Origin of the sequence: Sporosarcina sp. E16_3 (assembly GCF_017347125.1) — a bacterium.
In the GTDB taxonomy this organism is placed as follows: Bacteria; Bacillota; Bacilli; order Bacillales_A; family Planococcaceae; genus Sporosarcina.
This window is the reverse complement of record NZ_JADPRX010000005.1, coordinates 1-16,368: the sequence shown is the minus strand read 5'-3', so window position 1 is coordinate 16,368 and position 16,368 is coordinate 1. Positions and strand designations below refer to the sequence as shown.

General features: G+C 46.0%; 16 protein-coding genes and 1 riboswitch. All 16 genes read right to left on the bottom strand.

Annotated elements, in window-relative coordinates; translation table 11 throughout:
• The 16 genes from I2483_RS05500 to I2483_RS05425 all read right to left on the bottom strand — a co-directional run bounded on the left by I2483_RS05500 (position 1) and on the right by I2483_RS05425 (position 15,259).
• Positions 1-852 carry a 3-hydroxybutyryl-CoA dehydrogenase gene (locus tag I2483_RS05500; protein WP_207174274.1) on the bottom strand — a complete coding sequence of 284 codons (852 nt, stop codon included), beginning with the start codon at positions 850-852 and terminating at the stop codon, positions 1-3.
• Between the two features lie 17 nt (positions 853-869).
• Positions 870-2,066 carry an acetyl-CoA C-acetyltransferase gene (locus I2483_RS05495; protein ID WP_207174412.1) on the bottom strand — a complete coding sequence of 399 codons (1,197 nt, stop codon included), beginning with the start codon at positions 2,064-2,066 and terminating at the stop codon, positions 870-872.
• 310 nt (positions 2,067-2,376) lie between these two features.
• Positions 2,377-4,527, bottom strand: coding sequence for a (Fe-S)-binding protein (locus tag I2483_RS05490; RefSeq protein WP_207174273.1), 2,151 nt, complete (start codon positions 4,525-4,527; stop codon positions 2,377-2,379).
• Positions 4,528-4,956: 429 nt separating this feature from the next.
• Entirely contained in the window at positions 4,957-5,640 is a 684-nt protein-coding gene (locus tag I2483_RS05485) for a hypothetical protein (RefSeq protein ID WP_207174272.1), read from the bottom strand.
• A complete protein-coding gene (locus I2483_RS05480; RefSeq protein ID WP_207174271.1) occupies positions 5,637-6,122 on the bottom strand; it encodes an ECF transporter S component in 486 nt (161 codons plus the stop codon). The genes I2483_RS05485 and I2483_RS05480 overlap by 4 nt, the downstream gene beginning before the upstream one ends.
• A 3-nt stretch (positions 6,123-6,125) precedes the next feature.
• Complete coding sequence (locus I2483_RS05475) at positions 6,126-6,707, bottom strand: cob(I)yrinic acid a,c-diamide adenosyltransferase (RefSeq protein WP_187045937.1); 582 nt, start codon at positions 6,705-6,707, stop codon at positions 6,126-6,128.
• Positions 6,704-7,126 carry a bifunctional adenosylcobinamide kinase/adenosylcobinamide-phosphate guanylyltransferase gene (locus I2483_RS05470; RefSeq protein ID WP_207174270.1) on the bottom strand — a complete coding sequence of 141 codons (423 nt, stop codon included), beginning with the start codon at positions 7,124-7,126 and terminating at the stop codon, positions 6,704-6,706. The genes I2483_RS05475 and I2483_RS05470 overlap by 4 nt, the downstream gene beginning before the upstream one ends.
• Positions 7,078-7,671 carry a histidine phosphatase family protein gene (locus I2483_RS05465; RefSeq protein WP_207174269.1) on the bottom strand — a complete coding sequence of 198 codons (594 nt, stop codon included), beginning with the start codon at positions 7,669-7,671 and terminating at the stop codon, positions 7,078-7,080. The genes I2483_RS05470 and I2483_RS05465 overlap by 49 nt, the downstream gene beginning before the upstream one ends.
• On the bottom strand, positions 7,644-8,408 hold the full coding sequence (gene cobS, locus I2483_RS05460; protein ID WP_207174268.1) for an adenosylcobinamide-GDP ribazoletransferase: 765 nt from the start codon (positions 8,406-8,408) through the stop codon (positions 7,644-7,646). Before cobS ends, I2483_RS05465 begins: the two co-directional genes overlap by 28 nt.
• The gene (locus I2483_RS05455) at positions 8,405-9,241 is read right to left on the bottom strand and encodes a cobyric acid synthase (protein WP_207174267.1); all 837 of its coding nucleotides are present in this window, start codon (positions 9,239-9,241) and stop codon (positions 8,405-8,407) included. Before I2483_RS05455 ends, cobS begins: the two co-directional genes overlap by 4 nt.
• The gene (locus I2483_RS05450; RefSeq protein ID WP_207174266.1) at positions 9,238-9,831 is read right to left on the bottom strand and encodes a bifunctional adenosylcobinamide kinase/adenosylcobinamide-phosphate guanylyltransferase; all 594 of its coding nucleotides are present in this window, start codon (positions 9,829-9,831) and stop codon (positions 9,238-9,240) included. Before I2483_RS05450 ends, I2483_RS05455 begins: the two co-directional genes overlap by 4 nt.
• The gene (locus I2483_RS05445; protein ID WP_207174265.1) at positions 9,813-10,892 is read right to left on the bottom strand and encodes a pyridoxal phosphate-dependent aminotransferase; all 1,080 of its coding nucleotides are present in this window, start codon (positions 10,890-10,892) and stop codon (positions 9,813-9,815) included. Before I2483_RS05445 ends, I2483_RS05450 begins: the two co-directional genes overlap by 19 nt.
• The gene (gene cbiB, locus I2483_RS05440) at positions 10,879-11,835 is read right to left on the bottom strand and encodes an adenosylcobinamide-phosphate synthase CbiB (protein WP_207174410.1); all 957 of its coding nucleotides are present in this window, start codon (positions 11,833-11,835) and stop codon (positions 10,879-10,881) included. The genes I2483_RS05445 and cbiB overlap by 14 nt, the downstream gene beginning before the upstream one ends.
• On the bottom strand, positions 11,835-13,307 hold the full coding sequence (locus I2483_RS05435; protein ID WP_207174264.1) for an adenosylcobinamide amidohydrolase: 1,473 nt from the start codon (positions 13,305-13,307) through the stop codon (positions 11,835-11,837). The genes cbiB and I2483_RS05435 overlap by 1 nt, the downstream gene beginning before the upstream one ends.
• Position 13,308: 1 nt before the next feature.
• Complete coding sequence (locus I2483_RS05430) at positions 13,309-14,304, bottom strand: iron chelate uptake ABC transporter family permease subunit (RefSeq protein WP_207174262.1); 996 nt, start codon at positions 14,302-14,304, stop codon at positions 13,309-13,311.
• A complete protein-coding gene (locus I2483_RS05425) occupies positions 14,297-15,259 on the bottom strand; it encodes an ABC transporter substrate-binding protein (protein WP_207174260.1) in 963 nt (320 codons plus the stop codon). The genes I2483_RS05430 and I2483_RS05425 overlap by 8 nt, the downstream gene beginning before the upstream one ends.
• Before the next feature lie 119 nt (positions 15,260-15,378).
• Positions 15,379-15,563, bottom strand: a riboswitch (cobalamin riboswitch).
• Positions 15,564-16,368 lie beyond the last annotated feature (805 nt).

The window sequence follows — 16,368 nt, the reverse complement described above, 5'->3', positions numbered from 1 at the left end:
TTAGTCGTAAACGTAGAATCCTCGGCCTGACTTCTTACCTAACCATCCTGCTTTTACATATTTCCTAAGCAGTGGACATGGGCGGTATTTCGAATCGCCAAATCCTTCGTGTAGCGTTTCCATAATATATAGACATGTATCGAGTCCGATAAAATCTGCGAGTTGAAGCGGCCCCATTGGGTGATTCATGCCGAGCTTCATGACTTCATCAATCGCTTGTTCTGTTGCGACGCCTTCATAGAGCGTGTAGATTGCTTCGTTAATCATCGGCATAAGAATACGGTTTGCGACGAAGCCTGGGAAGTCATTTACTTCTACCGGCGTTTTAGACAATTTCACTGTCATGTCTTCAACCGCTTTGTACACTTCGTCAGCAGTTGCAAGACCGCGGATGATTTCAACCAGTTTCATCACTGGGACCGGGTTCATGAAATGCATGCCAATCACTTGTTCAGGACGCTTTGTTGCCGCTGCGATTTCCGTGATTGGAAGTGACGATGTATTGGATGCAAGAATGGCATGTTGCGGAGCGATTTCATCCAACTTCGCGAAAATGGACTTTTTGATGTCCATATTTTCAACTGCAGCTTCGATGATAATATCTACATCCGATGCATCTTGCAGATCAAGTGATTTCGTAATACGACCAAGGACTGCTAGTTTTTCCTCTTCCGTCATACGGCCTTTTTCGACATTGCGGGACAGATTCTTTGTAATAACCGCAAGGCCTTTCGCATAGGATTCTTCTTTTATATCATTCAGTTTTACGTCGAAGCCGGCTTGTGCACAGACTTGAGCAATTCCTCCACCCATTTGCCCTGCACCGATAACCATTATTTTTTTAATGTCCATTGATTAACGCCTCCCGATCATTCTGATTTTGCTACTTCAATCATAATTGCGTCGCCTTGGCCTCCGCCTGAACAGATTGCTGCAATACCAATACCGCCGCCTTGGCGTTTCAATTCATGTGCAAGCGTTAAGATAATACGCGCCCCACTAGCGCCGATCGGGTGACCGAGTGCAACTGCACCGCCATTGACGTTCACTTTTTTAGGATCTAGTTCGGCAATTTGTGAGCTTGCGAGAGCAACAGCTGCAAATGCTTCGTTTATTTCAAAAAGCTTTATATCTTCTAGTTTCTTACCCGTCTTTTTAAGTAATGCATTAATAACAAGCCCAGGTGTTTGTGGGAAGTTTTCAGGTTCAATAGCCACTTCTGCATGACCAATAATGACTGCTAGTGGTGTTCTTCCTTCTTTTAGCGCACGCTCTTCATTCATCAACACAAGTGCACACGCTCCGTCGTTTACGCCTGGTGCGTTTCCGGCCGTTATTGTGCCATCCTTGCCGAATACCGGTCGCAATTTCGCCAGTGATTCGAGTGAAGTGTTGCGGCGTGGTGCTTCATCTGTATCGACAACAATGGGATCACCTTTACGCTGAGGAACTTCAACTGGAACGATTTCTTGTGCGAACAATCCCGTGTCAATCGCATGCAATGCACGTTCGTGGCTGCGGAGCGACCATGCATCCTGTGCTGCTCGCGTTAATGAAAATTCTTCAGCCGTCAAGTTGCCGTAAATGCCCATGTGAACACGGTCTGGCGAGAATGAACAAGAAAGTCCGTCGTAGATCAAACCGTCAATCAGTTCTGCATCGCCCATTTTTAATCCGAATCTTGCTTTTGGCACGTAGTAAGGTGCATTTGACATAGACTCCATTCCACCCGCAACAATGACTTCTTCATCGCCTAGACGTATTAACTGATCTCCTAGTGTGACGCTGCGCATGCCTGATGCACATACTTTGTTGATGGTTTCCGTTTTTACGGACCACGGAAGTCCACCTTTCGTCGCTGCTTGCCTAGAAGGAATTTGTCCTTGCCCTGCTTGTAGGACCGTTCCGATAATGAGTTCACCGACTTCGTCTGCTGTCACGCCTGCACGATTTAATGCATCTTTGATAGCAATCCCCCCAAGATCACTTGCTGTCAGTGATTTTAACGCTCCGCCTAATTTTGTGAATGGTGTACGTGCACCGCCTACTATGACTGTTCTTCCCATTTCTATCGCCCCTTTGATGATCGTTGGTAACGCTTTCATTCATTGTGCCAGCTGCTGCCACAATTCGAGAATTGTGAATTGTGTCAGTAACTGGCACCGGTGACTGAACGCTCGCTCGATAAGTAATTCAAGAAAAAAGGAGTGTTTCCACTCCTTTTTTTCTCATGCATTCTATAAGTCTAATTTCTTCAATTGTACGATAACACTGATTGTTTCGCAATGGTTTATATTCGGTACCAGTAGCTGCCACAAGTTGAAGGGCACGAATTGAGTCAGTAACTGGCACCAAGAAAAGCCGAGTTACAACGGTTTATTGCACAATCGATTCTACTTCAACCTCAACAGCCGGCTTCCAGTCTTCACCGAAAATCGAACGTTCTAGTAATTCGGCGATGTCATATGTGCCGACAGACTCTTCCACTTCTTTCGCTTTCGTTCCATCTGACAACATTGTCAAACAGTATGGACAGCCAGATGAAATGATTCCCGGACTAACTTCAAGCGCCTGCTCTGTTCGGGCAACGTTGATACGGTGACCTGTGTCTTCTTCCATCCACATAAGCCCTCCACCCGCTCCACAGCACATGCCGTCTTCACGATTACGTTTCATCTCAACAAGATTAACGCCAGGAATTGCTTTAAGGATTTCACGTGGCGGATCATAAACGTCATTGTATCTGCCTAGATAACATGAATCATGGAACGTAATTGTTTCGTCGATTGCATACTCCGGTTTCAACTTCCCTTGGACAACTAGTTCGTAAAGCATTTCCGTATGATGAACGACTTCTGCTTTAAATCCGAAATCAGGGTATTCATTTTTGAAGATATTGTAGGCATGCGGGTCAATTGTAACAAGTTTTGTGACGCCCGCTTTTTCGAATTCTTCAATATTTGCTGTAGCCAACTCTTGGAATAAAAACTCATTCCCTAAGCGACGTGGCGTGTCTCCAGAGTTCTTCTCTTTATTACCAAGAATAGCGAACTTGATGCCCGCTTCATTCATAAGATGGACAAATGATAAGGCGATTTTTTGTGAACGGTTGTCGAATGACCCCATTGAGCCTACCCAGAACAGGTAGTCAAATTCTTCGCCCGCTTTTTTCAATTCTTTAACCGTTGGAATATGAAGGTCCGGACGTGCATCTCTCCAGTTTTCTTTCTCTTTACGGTTAAGACCCCATGGATTCCCTTGACGTTCGATGTTTGTCATCGCGCGCTGTGCATCGGGATCCATTTTTCCTTCTGTCATAACAAGATAACGGCGAAGGTCGATGATTTTGTCAACGTGTTCATTCATAACCGGACATTGGTCTTCGCAGTTACGACATGTTGTACAAGCCCAAATTTCTTCTTCGGTGATGATATCGCCGATGAGGGACGGGTTGTAAATATCGTCCATTGTAGCGCCTTCAAGTCCAGCTGCAAATGCAATCTGGTTGCCTTTTGTTTTATTGAACGCGAGTGTTGGTACCCATGGTTTCTGCTTTGTAACAAGTGCACCTGTATTTGTCAGATTATCACGTAGTTTCGTAATGAGATCCATCGGGGACAGCATTTTACCAGTTCCAGATGCTGGACACATATTCGTACAACGTCCACATTCAACACAAGCGTATAAGTCAATCATTTGTAGCTGCGTAAAGTCAGTTATTTTACCAACCCCAAGTGGCGGCATCTCTTCGCCTTCTTCCACATCTTCCAATGCTTCGAAGTCGATTGGCTTTAAACGGCCTGCATGATCAAGACGGTGGAAATAAACGTTCGCAGGTCCTGCGATTAAGTGCGCATGTTTAGATTGCGGCACATAGACCAGGAACGTCAGTAAGATTAGCAGATGGATCCACCAAGCAATGAAGAATATGACGGCTGCCCCAGTTTCCGGCATGAAACTAAAAATCGTTGCAATCGTTGAAGCGATTGGTTCAGACCACGATGTTTCATGTCCTTGCCAAATCATGTTCATACCGTTCGCAAGTAATGTCGAAAGCATGAGCCCCCCGATGAAAATAAGGACTAGTCCAGATTTCCAGCCACGTTTCAAACGAACTAGCTTTTCGATATATCGACGGTGGAATGCCCACACGACTGCGACAAGTATTGTAACAGCGACGATTTCCTGGAAGAATGTGAAGGCGGGATATAATGGACCGAATGGTAAGTGTGACCCCGGTTTTAATCCTTTCCAGATAAGATCCATCGCTCCAAATTGCACGAGTAAAAACCCGTAGAAAAACAGTACGTGGATAATTCCACTCTTTTTATCTTTTAATAATTTCTTTTGTCCGAAGACGTATATCCATATTTTGCGGAGACGTTCTGAAATGTTATTATCAAACTCTTCTTTTCTCCCCAGTTTGATAAATTGAATCCGTGTTTTTATTAGATATGTGAACAACGCAAGCGCGTAAGCCACGACTGCGAGAAACAGAATCCAGTTGGCAATGATCAATGGATGCATTTATTATCTCCCCTTCCCTTGTTGTTTGAATAGTAAAGATAGTGTAGTCGAAAATAAGTAACGTGTCGATGTCTATTTTCTAGTTTAATTATGAATGAGCATTCAGTCAACTAAAAGTTTTGATAGTTTTGAGATATTGGTGAAATTCGTGGGAGGGTTTGCGTGGATATGATTGGGCGAGTGGGTTATATGTTCGGTTTGGCCACGGATATGCTCGGTATGCAGGTTATATGCTCGGGTTGGTGACGGATATGCTTGGTGTGCAGGTTATATGCTCGGGTTGGCGACGGATATGCTCGGTCGCGCGGGTTATATGCTCGGGTTGGCCACGGATATGCTCGGTGCGTGGGTTATATGCTCGGGTTGGCGACGAATATGCTTGGTTTCACATTCTAAAGGTAGAAAAAACCTGCAAGAACAATGCAGGTTTCAAGTATTAATCGTTAGTTTATTCAAATGGACACCAAAAAGTGCTTCAGCATTCTTGATTTGCATCTTTGGAATGGCTAGGAGAACAACTGTCGACGGACCCGCTGATTTCATTGGATCCAGCACAGTTTCAACGCGCGCTTCCTTCATTCCAGTTACCAAACGGACCTCTTGTAATATTCCACTTGAGCCAACTGGCCAGATTTGCTGGACGATTCCACTTGTCATCGCCTTGTGAATAAACGCAACTGACGCAATTTCATCTGCGCGATTTCGTACTTCATCTCCAACGAGTGGTGTGCCGTAAGTAAACCACGCACTATTTTCCTGAGTCCGCGCTGCCATTTTTTCGCCTATAATTGTTACGGCCATCGCTGACTGGACAAGTTCCATATTGGTTTCTGAACTGCCGTTGATCGGCGGAACCTCAAGCCCCGCCTCGTGGAATAAATCCGTCACACCTGCCACGTAATTCCCCCAACTCGCGCTGCCGCTAAAATTGTGAATGAGGATTGAAACCGGTTCCGCATGCGACGCCCATTGTTCAAGCAATGTGACGCGGGCCGCGAAATACGCTGTGATGCGGTCCGGTACATTAACTATATCCTGCAACTTTTCACCGATGCCACCTGAATTATCGGTTGTCACGATGAAACCATTGCCGATATTAATGGCATTCCTCATCGAAGTGCTCCCATGCGACCATCCACCACATGCCGAAGTGACGGCATGACAACTGCTGCAACAACCGCGTTAACGATTGTCGCGAGCAATAGAAATGGAACTGCTCCCAAGAAAAATGCCGGTGATATCAGAAAATAAAACGGTAGTGGTGCGATTAAACCGTTTGCCACTATGAAAAAGATCCACTTCGTCACATTGCGTCCCGCTTTATGCAGACGTGCAAAGATGATTACGATGACGAACATTTCGAGTGCAATGAGTATATGAAAGGGTCCTAAAGGAAAACCGCCATTCATCGCGGAGGCCGTGTGCCCAAGCATCGCCGCGATTCCTGAAAATACGGGTGGTAGAAAGGCAGCTGAGATAAGTGCCGGCACCGTATCCAGTGCCAATGAACCGATGCCGGACGGGATTTTGATTAATCCACCGATGACACAGAGGGCTGCAAAAAACGCCGTCAATGTGAGCCGTTTCAATTGCATCGGTCAGTCCTCCTTTTTCTTATCCGTTCGGAACACTTTTGCACTTCTTACGTATTCATTATCCGGTACGTTGACCCGAGAATTCGCAATGCGCGCTGCAACGAAAAGGTAGTCTGATAGCCTGTTCAAATAGCGTTGAACAACTGCTGGTACGTCTTCTTCCGCTTTTAAAAGTGTCACCGTTTGCCTTTCTGCGCGTCTCGCAACAGTTCGTGCGATATGAAGTGTTGCAGCTGCAGGTGATCCACCTGGTAAGATGAATTTCTCCAAAGGTGGCGCTTCTTCCATCAGCACGTCAATACGTTGTTCAAGCACTTCAACAGGCTCTTCAGACAATTTATAATGACGTTCTTTCATAACGTTTGCAAGATCGCCACCGCCGTCGAATAATTCGTTTTGAATGGCTTCCAAGTCTGTCAGCATATCCGCGAAAATTGCAGGATCCAGTTCCGTCATTGCTTTGCCGACAAATGAATTCAATTCATCCATCGTGCCATAGGCTTCAACGCGAAGGCTGTCTTTGTCGACGCGGCCCCCTATTAAACTTGTTTTCCCTTTATCCCCTGTACGTGTGTAAATTTTCATTGTTGTTCTCCCCTTTTCTTTAGTGTTTTTGCCAAGCCATACCAAATTCTCGTCACTTCATCCGCTTCCGCCATTAAGCGTTGATAAAGCCGACCGCAAGCATCGCGTAATTTTCGCTGATCGGCATCCATAGGAACGATTCCGCGTCCAATATCCGTTAAAATAAAAACTGTCTGACGGTCCTTGGCGATGCCATTCATCACGTAATCAATGGCTGCTTGTTCCGATAAATTCGTTTCCGCAAGCCACTTTTCGACTCCAGCTATGACAGTTGTCTGAATGGCTTCCATATCTACTATGAAACTGTCCTCTAAACAATTCCCTTCTATCCACTGTACGTTTTCTTTCCCTTGCTGGGCCAACCACTTTTTCACATAATCTCGTTTGCCGTTATGGGCACCGCCGATATAAACGTGCATAACTTCCCCTCCTCGAATGCTTTGTCGCTTTCCCATTCAAGTCGGTAGCCTGTTCCATGCGGGATATTCCACGACCAAAAACCTTTTTCTTCCGGTGAAAACTTCGTCAGAACTACGCGGATGGGTCCTCCGTGTGTCACGACAACCGCCTGATTCGGCAATTGTTTGACTGCGGCCACTACACGCAGTTCTAAATCTGTTAAACTCTCACCGCCACGTGGTGCAAATGCATACGGATCATCAATCCATTTTCGATAGTCCATATCCTTTTCAAGTTCCGCATATGTTTTCCCTTCAAACTCGCCAAAATTACATTCACGCCAACTGGCAGCTGTTTCAATAGACGCTTGCGGGAAATAGCATGCGGCACTTTGTTTTGCACGACGAAGATCACTGCTATAAACGTGTTTCGGGGTTTCGGGTAAACGCCAGTTCCAGCTGGCCGATTCCAAAATCGGTTCATCCGTCCAGCCAATGTATTTCCGTTCTTTGTTACCTAATGTGGGAAGATGCCGAATCAGATGAAGCACAAAACCGCTAGCCATAACACTACCTCCATCCCTTCAATGAATGCACCGCATAGGTCGCCCGTGACACCTCCAAAGTGTTTCAACGACCAGTTACGGAACGTGAAGAATGCTACTGCAATTACAATCGCTATCACAACTGGAATCAGTACACTTTTCAACATAAATCCTACCGCGCATAAAATCACTGCACTGCTTACTAGAGTCCAGCTGATTAGCACAGTTGTTGACATCTTTTCTTTGAAAAAGTGTGCGATTCCTTTATCCTTTGCAAGACGAACAGTTGAGAAGTACAGGTTCATAGTTGCTCTTGCTAGGAAAGGTATCGCTATAAATAGAGCAAGATTCCCTGTGCCGCGCATCAGAATTTCATTAAACACAGCGATTTTCACGACGATTAGTAACACCAGAGCCATCGTGCCGAATGCACCAAGTCGCGGATCCTCTAGGATTTCAAGTCGTTTTTCGCGGTCTTTGTATGAAAAGAATGCATCTCCCGTATCCGCCCAGCCATCCAGGTGCAAACCACCAGTCAGTATAATCGCCGTCAAAACGATAAGTACCGACGCAAGAAGTGTACCGATATGCAAATAATTCACTAGAAGTTCTGACACACCGTACATCGCGAGCCCAATTGCCGCCCCAACGAAAGGAAGGGCCATATACATTGCCGTCACTTCTTTTCGGCCGAGTGGAAATTCTTTCCGCACCGGGATTGCAGTGAAAAATTGCATGGCTAACAACAATCCGTTCATTTCATCTCTCCGGATGGTGACAAAATTTCTTTCATCAGTGGCCAGTTGAGATGCGCCAAGACATGTTTTGCCCACGCATCGTAGACGTCGATTCCTGCAGGAGCTTTCATAACCGGCCGGTCCATATCTTCTTCTTCAATGCCATGATTTACTTTATAAGGGATAACGCCTGCCACTGGAATACCCGTGTAGGTTTCGATGAATTCAATACCTTCTTGGAATAAAGAAACGTCGCCATGGAATTTATTGATAATAATGGCTTTGACACGTCTTCGATGCTCGGGTGGTAAAAGTTGCAGCGTCCCAACGATTGATGCGATAGCACCACCGCGATCAATATCCGCAACCAAAACAGCAGGTACATCCGCAATTTCTGCCACGCGCATATTCACAATTTCTCTATCGTTGAGATTCACTTCTGCCGGACTTCCTGCACCTTCAATAATGACCGTTTCATACGTTTCCGCCAGTTTGGTAAGTGACGTTTTAATCGCTTCAACTCCGCGTGTGAAGAACTGTTCGCGATACGCCATTCCAGCTATTGGACCAAACTTCTTTCCGAAAAAAAGCACTTCCGATTTCATGTCCGCAACTGGTTTCAGCAATATTGGATTCATATAAATCGATGGCTTTGTTCTAGCAGCCTGTGCTTGAATGAATTGCGCACGACTCATTTCTTCGCCCTTTTCCGTTGTCGCTGAAAACCCGGACATATTTTGCGATTTGAAGGGGGTTACCCGCACGCCTTCGTCCGATAAAATGCGGCATAGCGCTGTACAAATCATCGTTTTTCCAGAGTCCGATGCTGTCCCTAAAACAATCAGCCCATTCATTGCGTCATCTCCTGCTGCTCGTTTTTCCATACGATTGGGATTCCATAATCCATTTCAATTGCTGTATCTGCTTTTTTGACAAGCGATTGGTGAATACGGCCGATCCATTTTCGGTAGATTTCCGTTTCAGCGTACTTTGACGGCAGTTCGTCTAGGACTTCATTCGAAACAATAACGAGGTGAGCGGCTTGTTTTAAAAGTGATTCGATTGTTAAGTACAACTGCATTTCCTTTTGCTCCATACAGCCCGCTTGTCCAATACAAGGTTCCCCTAAATCCCAACCTGTGTATAACTCATTCGCCAACCACGTCGTCAGGCAATCCCATAACACATAATCACCTGGTTGAATGGAGGGCACTAGCTTTTCCAGCTCGACGGGTTGTTCAAAGGTCGTCCAACTATCAGTGGAACGATCCGATTTATGACGTTCAATACGTGCCTGCATTTCTGAATCTGTTGCGACGCCGGAAGCAATGTAAACAAGCCGAGCCACGTTTTTCTGCACTTCATTAACAAGCAGCTTTTCTGCATAGGAACTTTTCCCGCTTCTAACGCCGCCACTTATGAACGTCAGTTTTCCGCGAACCATTGCGACAGCTCCTCCTTTAAAATGTTCATGGACACATCGTTTTTCATGCCAATGCGCAACCATCTGCCATCCATGCCACGGAAGTTTTGTGAATGACGGAGGACAATTCCGCGTGCGAGCATATCTTCATACAACTTATTCGAATCATGGTCAGAACCCAGTGTAAATGAAATGAAATTCGTAACGGAATTAGTAACAGCGCAACCATTGTCCGTTAAAAACTGCGTCATCCTTTCCCGTTCACTGTTACTATACTGAATCGCCTGTTCGCGGTATTGCTCTTCCTGTAAACACACCGCTCCAATTTCTGCGGCTAATCCGTTAACATTCCAATGCGGCGCAAGTGCTTTTATCTCCATAATAATCGATGGATTTGCCACAATATAACCAAGGCGTATTCCCGGAATGGCATACATTTTCGTCATAGAGCGAACGACAATGACGTGGGCATTACTTTTTATTTCTGCAATGAAGGATAGGGATTCATCAACGAAATCGATAAAAGCCTCGTCTAAAACGACGTCACAACCTACTTCAGCGCCGCGCTGTATAATTACGTTCAAGTCCGTCCGTTCAGGCATGACGCCAGTCGGATTGTTTGGTGTGCAAAGGTACAGAACGGATGCTGAAGTCATGGCTTTAAGAATTGCTTCCAGCGGCAATTGAAAGCCTTCACTTTCCGATGCAAAAACCCGAACAATCTCCACATCCTTCGCCAACAGCGTCGCTTCGTATTCGGAAAATGTCGGGTGCACGACAATCGCTCGCTTTGCACGATAACGCTCTGCAAGAAGTGCCAGCAGTTCCGCCGCCCCGTTTCCCGCGAATAAATAAGCAGTCGAAATGCCATGATAATCGGCCGCCGCTGATAGAAACGGCTCGCCTTGAGGATTTGGATATGCCTTAAGCTTAGCTAGTAAACTTGGCCACATCTCGGTAACTGAATCAGGAGGCCCCGCCGGATTGACATTTTCACTGAAATCCACTAGCTGTGTAGGCGGTTCAATGCCCAGTGTCGCGTAAACGTTGTGCGGATTTGCGCCATGTTCAGGTAGTTTCATAAAAAGCCACTCCAATCACAGTCATTACTAGCCAAAAAATAAACGCTGTCACATGCATCTGTGTAATGCTTTGTTTAATATGTATTGCGGTTAACGTGGTGTTGCCTGGACCAAACTCAGGTCTTTTCGATACGATTCCACGGTATGTACTTGTTCCGCCAAGCGTAACGCCGAGTTGCCAAGCGGTCGCTGCCTCTAAAAATCCGCTGTTCGGACTTGGATGTTTCCTTGCGTCTTTACTCCAGCCTGTAAAGCGTTTCCAAAAGGAAATTCCACTTTTATTTGGCGCATATAAAATGATTAGGAAACCCGTCACACGTGCTGGTATGAAATTCAAGATATCATCCGCACGGGCAGAAAATTTACCAAACTTCTCAAATCGTTCGTCTTTATAACCAATCATCGAATCCAGTGTATTCACTGCTTTGTACATCCACAGACCGGGTGCTCCCAGTAGAAATGCCCAAAATAATGGCGATGTAATGCCGTCCGCAATATTTTCTGACACGGTTTCAACAGTCCCGCGTACGATGCCACTTTCTTGTAGTTTATCGGTATCGCGACCGACAATCCATGACAACTTCGTTCGTGCTGCGGGTAGATCATTTGCGGCGAGCGGGCGATAAACGTCAAGTGCAGCGTCGCGTAAACTTTTTTGTGCCAGCCCTATAGCAATCAGAATTGATTCCACGCCAATACCTATATAGATATTGAATTTATAGGCAAAACCAACCACTGCAAAAACGATGCCCAACACAATCCCGACTGTGATGAAAAGTGTAGACGCCCCTTTTAACATGCGGAACCGCCCTTTATTCATAACGCTAGTCAATTTGGAAATGAACGTTCCAATCCAGCGGACCGGATGCGGCCATTTCGGCGGATCTCCAATCATTCTGTCCAGTAGAAAACCAATTGCGATGGCGATAAAATGTGCAGGTATCAAGTTGTCCACCCTTTCGCCTTTTTATAGGCACGGATTGCCCGTACAGTACAGTCATACACTCCGTGGCCAATCAATTTTCCGAGCGGGGTGATTGGACCTGCATATGGCAGGAATTCTCCTTGTTGTGTTGCCGCGATTAGTAGGCTGTCCGTCGATGTACCCGTTGCAATTGTGCCGGTGAGCGGATCTGTTATGGATTCCATTTGAAGTGCTTTGGTTTTCGCTTCGGTTGCAGTTATCATTGCTTGGATAAATGCTTCATCAGGTAGCTGCCCGTTGACGATAACCCATGTATTGATGGTCCCGACGCGAGGTTTCTGATCACGCGTGAGTGCTTGTGATACATCGACGGCATTGCCGACGCCAGCTGTTACCGCAATAAGAATTGTTCCGAAATCCCCTGTGTATTCCTCGACTTCAGCATGCTCCGTCGTGACCGCGGTCATCATACCGACCGTATCCGTCAGATGAAAACCTTGCTGTTCAAGGTAGGAAGTGTTTTCAGCTTTGACATCGTCTGCATTGTAATCAACATCAACATGCCGATTGACAAACGACCGATACCAGCCTGTTCCGGCATTATGAACGGCGGAGGAAATTGTTTTCAACGGGTATTTTGTTCGTAGTGCAACAAAGTCCGCAGCTATCGAAAAGTCTTCTTTTACAACGGTGAAAGGTTTAATTTCCTCTTTGGTATCCGGCAGAAGTGTAATTTGAGGTTTTGGCAATTCGGGATGAGGCTGTGATTTTATACGCGCACCGTACACAGATTGAATTGCCTCTTCCTTCACTACTTCTTGTGGGACACCTATTCTGGCAATCTGCCCTTTATCCATCAAGAGAAGCCGGTCGCAGTATAAAGAAGCCAAATTGATATCGTGGAACACCGAAATGACCGTCAGCCCTTTGTCGATTGCCTGCTGGCGAATCGTATCAAGTAATTGTTGCTGATGGGCGATGTCCAAGTGGTTCGTTGGTTCATCGAGCAATAAAATCGGAGCTTCCTGTGCGAGTGCCTGTGCAACAAAAACGCGTTGCTGTTCACCACCGGATAGCAGTTCTATCGAGTTGTCAGCATAGCGTGCGATTGACATACTATTTATGGCATTGGTGACAGCGCGCTCGTCTTCATCTGACCATGAGGAAAATAACCCCGATTGGTGTGGATAGCGGCCGAGTTCTACCGTTTCACGAACAGTGTGAGAAAATGCATGTGCATGGAGTTGTGGCAGGACGGCTACTTTTTTGGCGAATTCTTTTTGTGAATAGGTAGACGCGTCTTGCCCGTCGATTGTGACGGAACCCGTTTCCTTTGGGAGAATGCCTGATATGATTTTCAATAAAGTGGATTTACCACTGCCGTTGGGTCCAAGTATGCCGAGTACTTCGCCTTTATTGACAGTGAATGTTACTGATTTCACAATTGATTCTTTACCATAACCGCCGGAAACATTATCGACTGTTAACATGTCACATTCCCCCTTTCCTTCGTTGTTTATAGAAGATAAATGCAAATACGGGTGCACCGATAAACGCTGTGATGACACCTACTGGAAGTTCAGTTGGGGAAATGATTGTCCGTGCAATTAAATCGCAAATGATAAGCAACGTTGCGCCGTTCATGAACGATAATGTCAGGAGATGGCGATGATCAGATCCCCATAGGAGTCGCGTCATATGCGGAACGACTAGGCCGACAAAGCCAATTGTGCCGGACACCGCGACTGCAGAACCTGTCAGGATGGATCCACCAATCAAAATGGTAAACTTACGGCGTTTGACGTTGACACCTAAATGATGCGCCCGTTCTTCCCCGAACAGCATCGCATTTAATTCGCGGCGATTCAACCACAGCATGAACGAGCCGACGACGACGAATGGCAAGATCATTGTAATATAGCTCCAGCCCCTCATCGAAACACTGCCGAGCAGCCAACCAATAATTTGGCGTAGTTCTTCCCCTGTGAGCGCTATCATTAGTGATAATACAGAACCGAGGAACGAACCGAAAATTATTCCGGTCAAAATAATTGTTTCCATTCTCATTGCCCTATCAACGAGGCGTGCGAATCCGAGAACAAGGAACATTGTCAGTGCTGCACCAACCATACTGAATACAGGAAGCGTATATATGCCTAAAAACGGAATGGAAATACCAAAAAAGAGCGTCAAGACAGCACCTACCGAGGCGCCGGATGACACTCCGAGGGTATATGGATCAGCAAGCGGATTTTTCAGCAGCCCCTGGAAAGCAGCTCCTGAAATCGCGAGCGAGGCGCCGACAAGTCCTGCAAGCACGACACGCGGCATACGAATTTTCCACAAAATATTGGTAGCCGTTGCATCCGCTCCTGCATTCCATAACGTACTAATCGGTATTTTCACAGACCCGATTGACACACCGAGCCATACCGCCACTAGAAGTGCGGCGGCAGAAACGATGTAGGCAACGCTAGATTTACTCACCAAAAGCCTCTGGATAAATGGCTTTCGCTATTTCTTCAAGCCCTTCAGCAAGACGGGGGCCTGTACGGCTAGTTGTATTTTCATCAACTTGGATAACTGCTTTTTCTTTGATAGCTGTAATGGAATCAAAACCTGGACGTGCATACACATCTGCAACGGCCGTTTCGATGTAGTCGTACAACACAATAATTACATCAGGATTGCGGTTGACGATTTCTTCCGGATCCATCATGAACCAACCTTCCTGATCGGCAGCAATATTCTCCGCACCAATCATTTCAAGCATTTGATCCATAAATGTATTTTTACCTGGTGTGTAGATTTCTGGCGCAGGTGATGTTTCAACGAAAACTGTTTTTTTCTTTTCAACTGTTGCCGTTTTAGCTAGAACTTCTTCGACTTTTGCTTTCATGTCCGTAATGATTTTCTCAGCTTCTACTGTTTTACCAGTCGCTTGACCGATTGTTTCAATCGTAGTGTACGTTTCTTCAAAGTTTGCTGCGTTTTTCACAACAAAAACAGTAATTCCTGCGTCACGGATTTGCTGCAGTCCTGCCTCACCTGATCCAAGTCCGGATTCATGTGCAAAAACGATTTCAGGATTCATGGAAACGATTTTCTCAACGTTGAATTCCATACCGCCGATTTTCTCTTTTCCAAGTGCTTCTGCGGGATAATCATCGTAGTCATTGACGCCGACAACTTCAGCAGCAAGACCAAGTTCAAACAATATTTCCGTATTACTCGGCATCATCGAAACGATTGTTGCCGGTGCAGTTTTCAGGGTAATTTCATTGCCAACCGCATCTGTTAGCGTAATTGGAAAATCAGCTTTGACCTCTTCTACTTTCGGTGTTCCAGCTACTTCTGGCTTTTCTGTTGTTGCAGTTCCACATGCTGCGAGCAAGAATACTGCAAGAAATGCCGTTAATCCTAAATGCCAAATCTTTTTCATGTTGTTTTCCTCCTGTTTTATCCAAATAAAAATCCCCCGTAATTGCTACGGAGGAATAAGTTGAGTAAAAATCCGGACGTGCGGGGACGCCGATTTCCACTAATCCTATCCTCGTAGGGTACGTGTGATCCATAAAGGCAGGTCTCCTGGCTTGTGTTCAATACTAATCGCGTCTTCCCGGAAATTTTTCCAGTGACAATTTGCGACTAACTCACACTTACAGTGGCGGGACCGCGTCGGCATTGAACCGACTTCCCTTTTAACCCCGTTTTTAATGCGGGGCACCTTTATGTTTGGTATGTATTTTGTTCAACTTTCAGTATACTACAAATTTTTCTTGTGTCGATAGTGAAGGGAGATTTGTAGATTTAGATATGTTGAATTAAAGAATCCAGTTGAATCTGTTGTGTCGCTCGATGATGAGAGAGTATTAATTCGGAATGTAGATTGTGGATCGCTTGGCGCTTTGGGGATGTCTTTCGCTTGGAGCCTGGATTGACTCTTCGCATCCAGTCTCACGGCTCCGGCTACCCCTTTGCCGCGCCTGCGCTGGAGTGTACATTATTGAGAGAGAGTTGTAATTCGGGGTGTGGATTGTGAACGCTTGCCGCTTTGGGGATGCCTCTCGCCATGAGCCTGGATTAGCGCTTCGCATCCAGTCTCATGGCTTCGGCTACCCCTTTGCCGCGCCTGCGCTGGAGTGTACATTATTGAGAGACAGTTGTAATTCGGGGTGTGGATTGTGAACGCTTGCCGCTTTGGGATGCCTCTCGCCCTGAGCCTGGATTGGCGCTTCGCATCCAGTCTCACGGCTTCGGCTACCCCTTTGCCGCGCCTGCGCTAGAGTGTACATTATCGAGAGTTTTATTTTGAGATGTATAGACTGATATTATAATGTGATTACTATTTGATATTAATTTCATTAAAGAAAGACGCAATACGAGCTACAGGTCTTATCCCCGACAATGAAATGCGCTTTCTAAGATAGACCATCTAGCGAAGGCGCGTCTTCGTGGTAGCCGGAGCGATAAGACTGAAAGTGGTCTCCTTTCCGGCTTATCGCGGGAGGCATCCACAAAGCGGCGAAGCGGTAGTAGTAGGATTTCAAA

Bases quoted from the DNA above. Each gene is read 5' to 3' on its own strand.
- I2483_RS05450 (WP_207174266.1), bottom strand. From the start codon at position 9,831: ATGGTTCGCGGAAAACTGACGTTCATAAGTGGCGGCGTTAGAAGCGGG.
- I2483_RS05490 (WP_207174273.1), bottom strand. From the start codon at position 4,527: ATGCATCCATTGATCATTGCCAACTGGATTCTGTTTCTCGCAGTCGTG.
- cobS (WP_207174268.1), bottom strand. From the start codon at position 8,408: ATGAACGGATTGTTGTTAGCCATGCAATTTTTCACTGCAATCCCGGTG.
- I2483_RS05470 (WP_207174270.1), bottom strand. From the start codon at position 7,126: ATGCACGTTTATATCGGCGGTGCCCATAACGGCAAACGAGATTATGTG.
- I2483_RS05500 (WP_207174274.1), bottom strand. From the start codon at position 852: ATGGACATTAAAAAAATAATGGTTATCGGTGCAGGGCAAATGGGTGGA.
- I2483_RS05465 (WP_207174269.1), bottom strand. From the start codon at position 7,671: ATGGCTAGCGGTTTTGTGCTTCATCTGATTCGGCATCTTCCCACATTA.
- I2483_RS05445 (WP_207174265.1), bottom strand. From the start codon at position 10,892: ATGAAACTACCTGAACATGGCGCAAATCCGCACAACGTTTACGCGACA.
- I2483_RS05475 (WP_187045937.1), bottom strand. From the start codon at position 6,707: ATGAAAATTTACACACGTACAGGGGATAAAGGGAAAACAAGTTTAATA.
- I2483_RS05425 (WP_207174260.1), bottom strand. From the start codon at position 15,259: ATGAAAAAGATTTGGCATTTAGGATTAACGGCATTTCTTGCAGTATTC.
- I2483_RS05485 (WP_207174272.1), bottom strand. From the start codon at position 5,640: ATGAGGAATGCCATTAATATCGGCAATGGTTTCATCGTGACAACCGAT.
- I2483_RS05480 (WP_207174271.1), bottom strand. From the start codon at position 6,122: ATGCAATTGAAACGGCTCACATTGACGGCGTTTTTTGCAGCCCTCTGT.
- I2483_RS05495 (WP_207174412.1), bottom strand. From the start codon at position 2,066: ATGGGAAGAACAGTCATAGTAGGCGGTGCACGTACACCATTCACAAAA.
- I2483_RS05455 (WP_207174267.1), bottom strand. From the start codon at position 9,241: ATGAATGGGCTGATTGTTTTAGGGACAGCATCGGACTCTGGAAAAACG.
- I2483_RS05435 (WP_207174264.1), bottom strand. From the start codon at position 13,307: ATGTTAACAGTCGATAATGTTTCCGGCGGTTATGGTAAAGAATCAATT.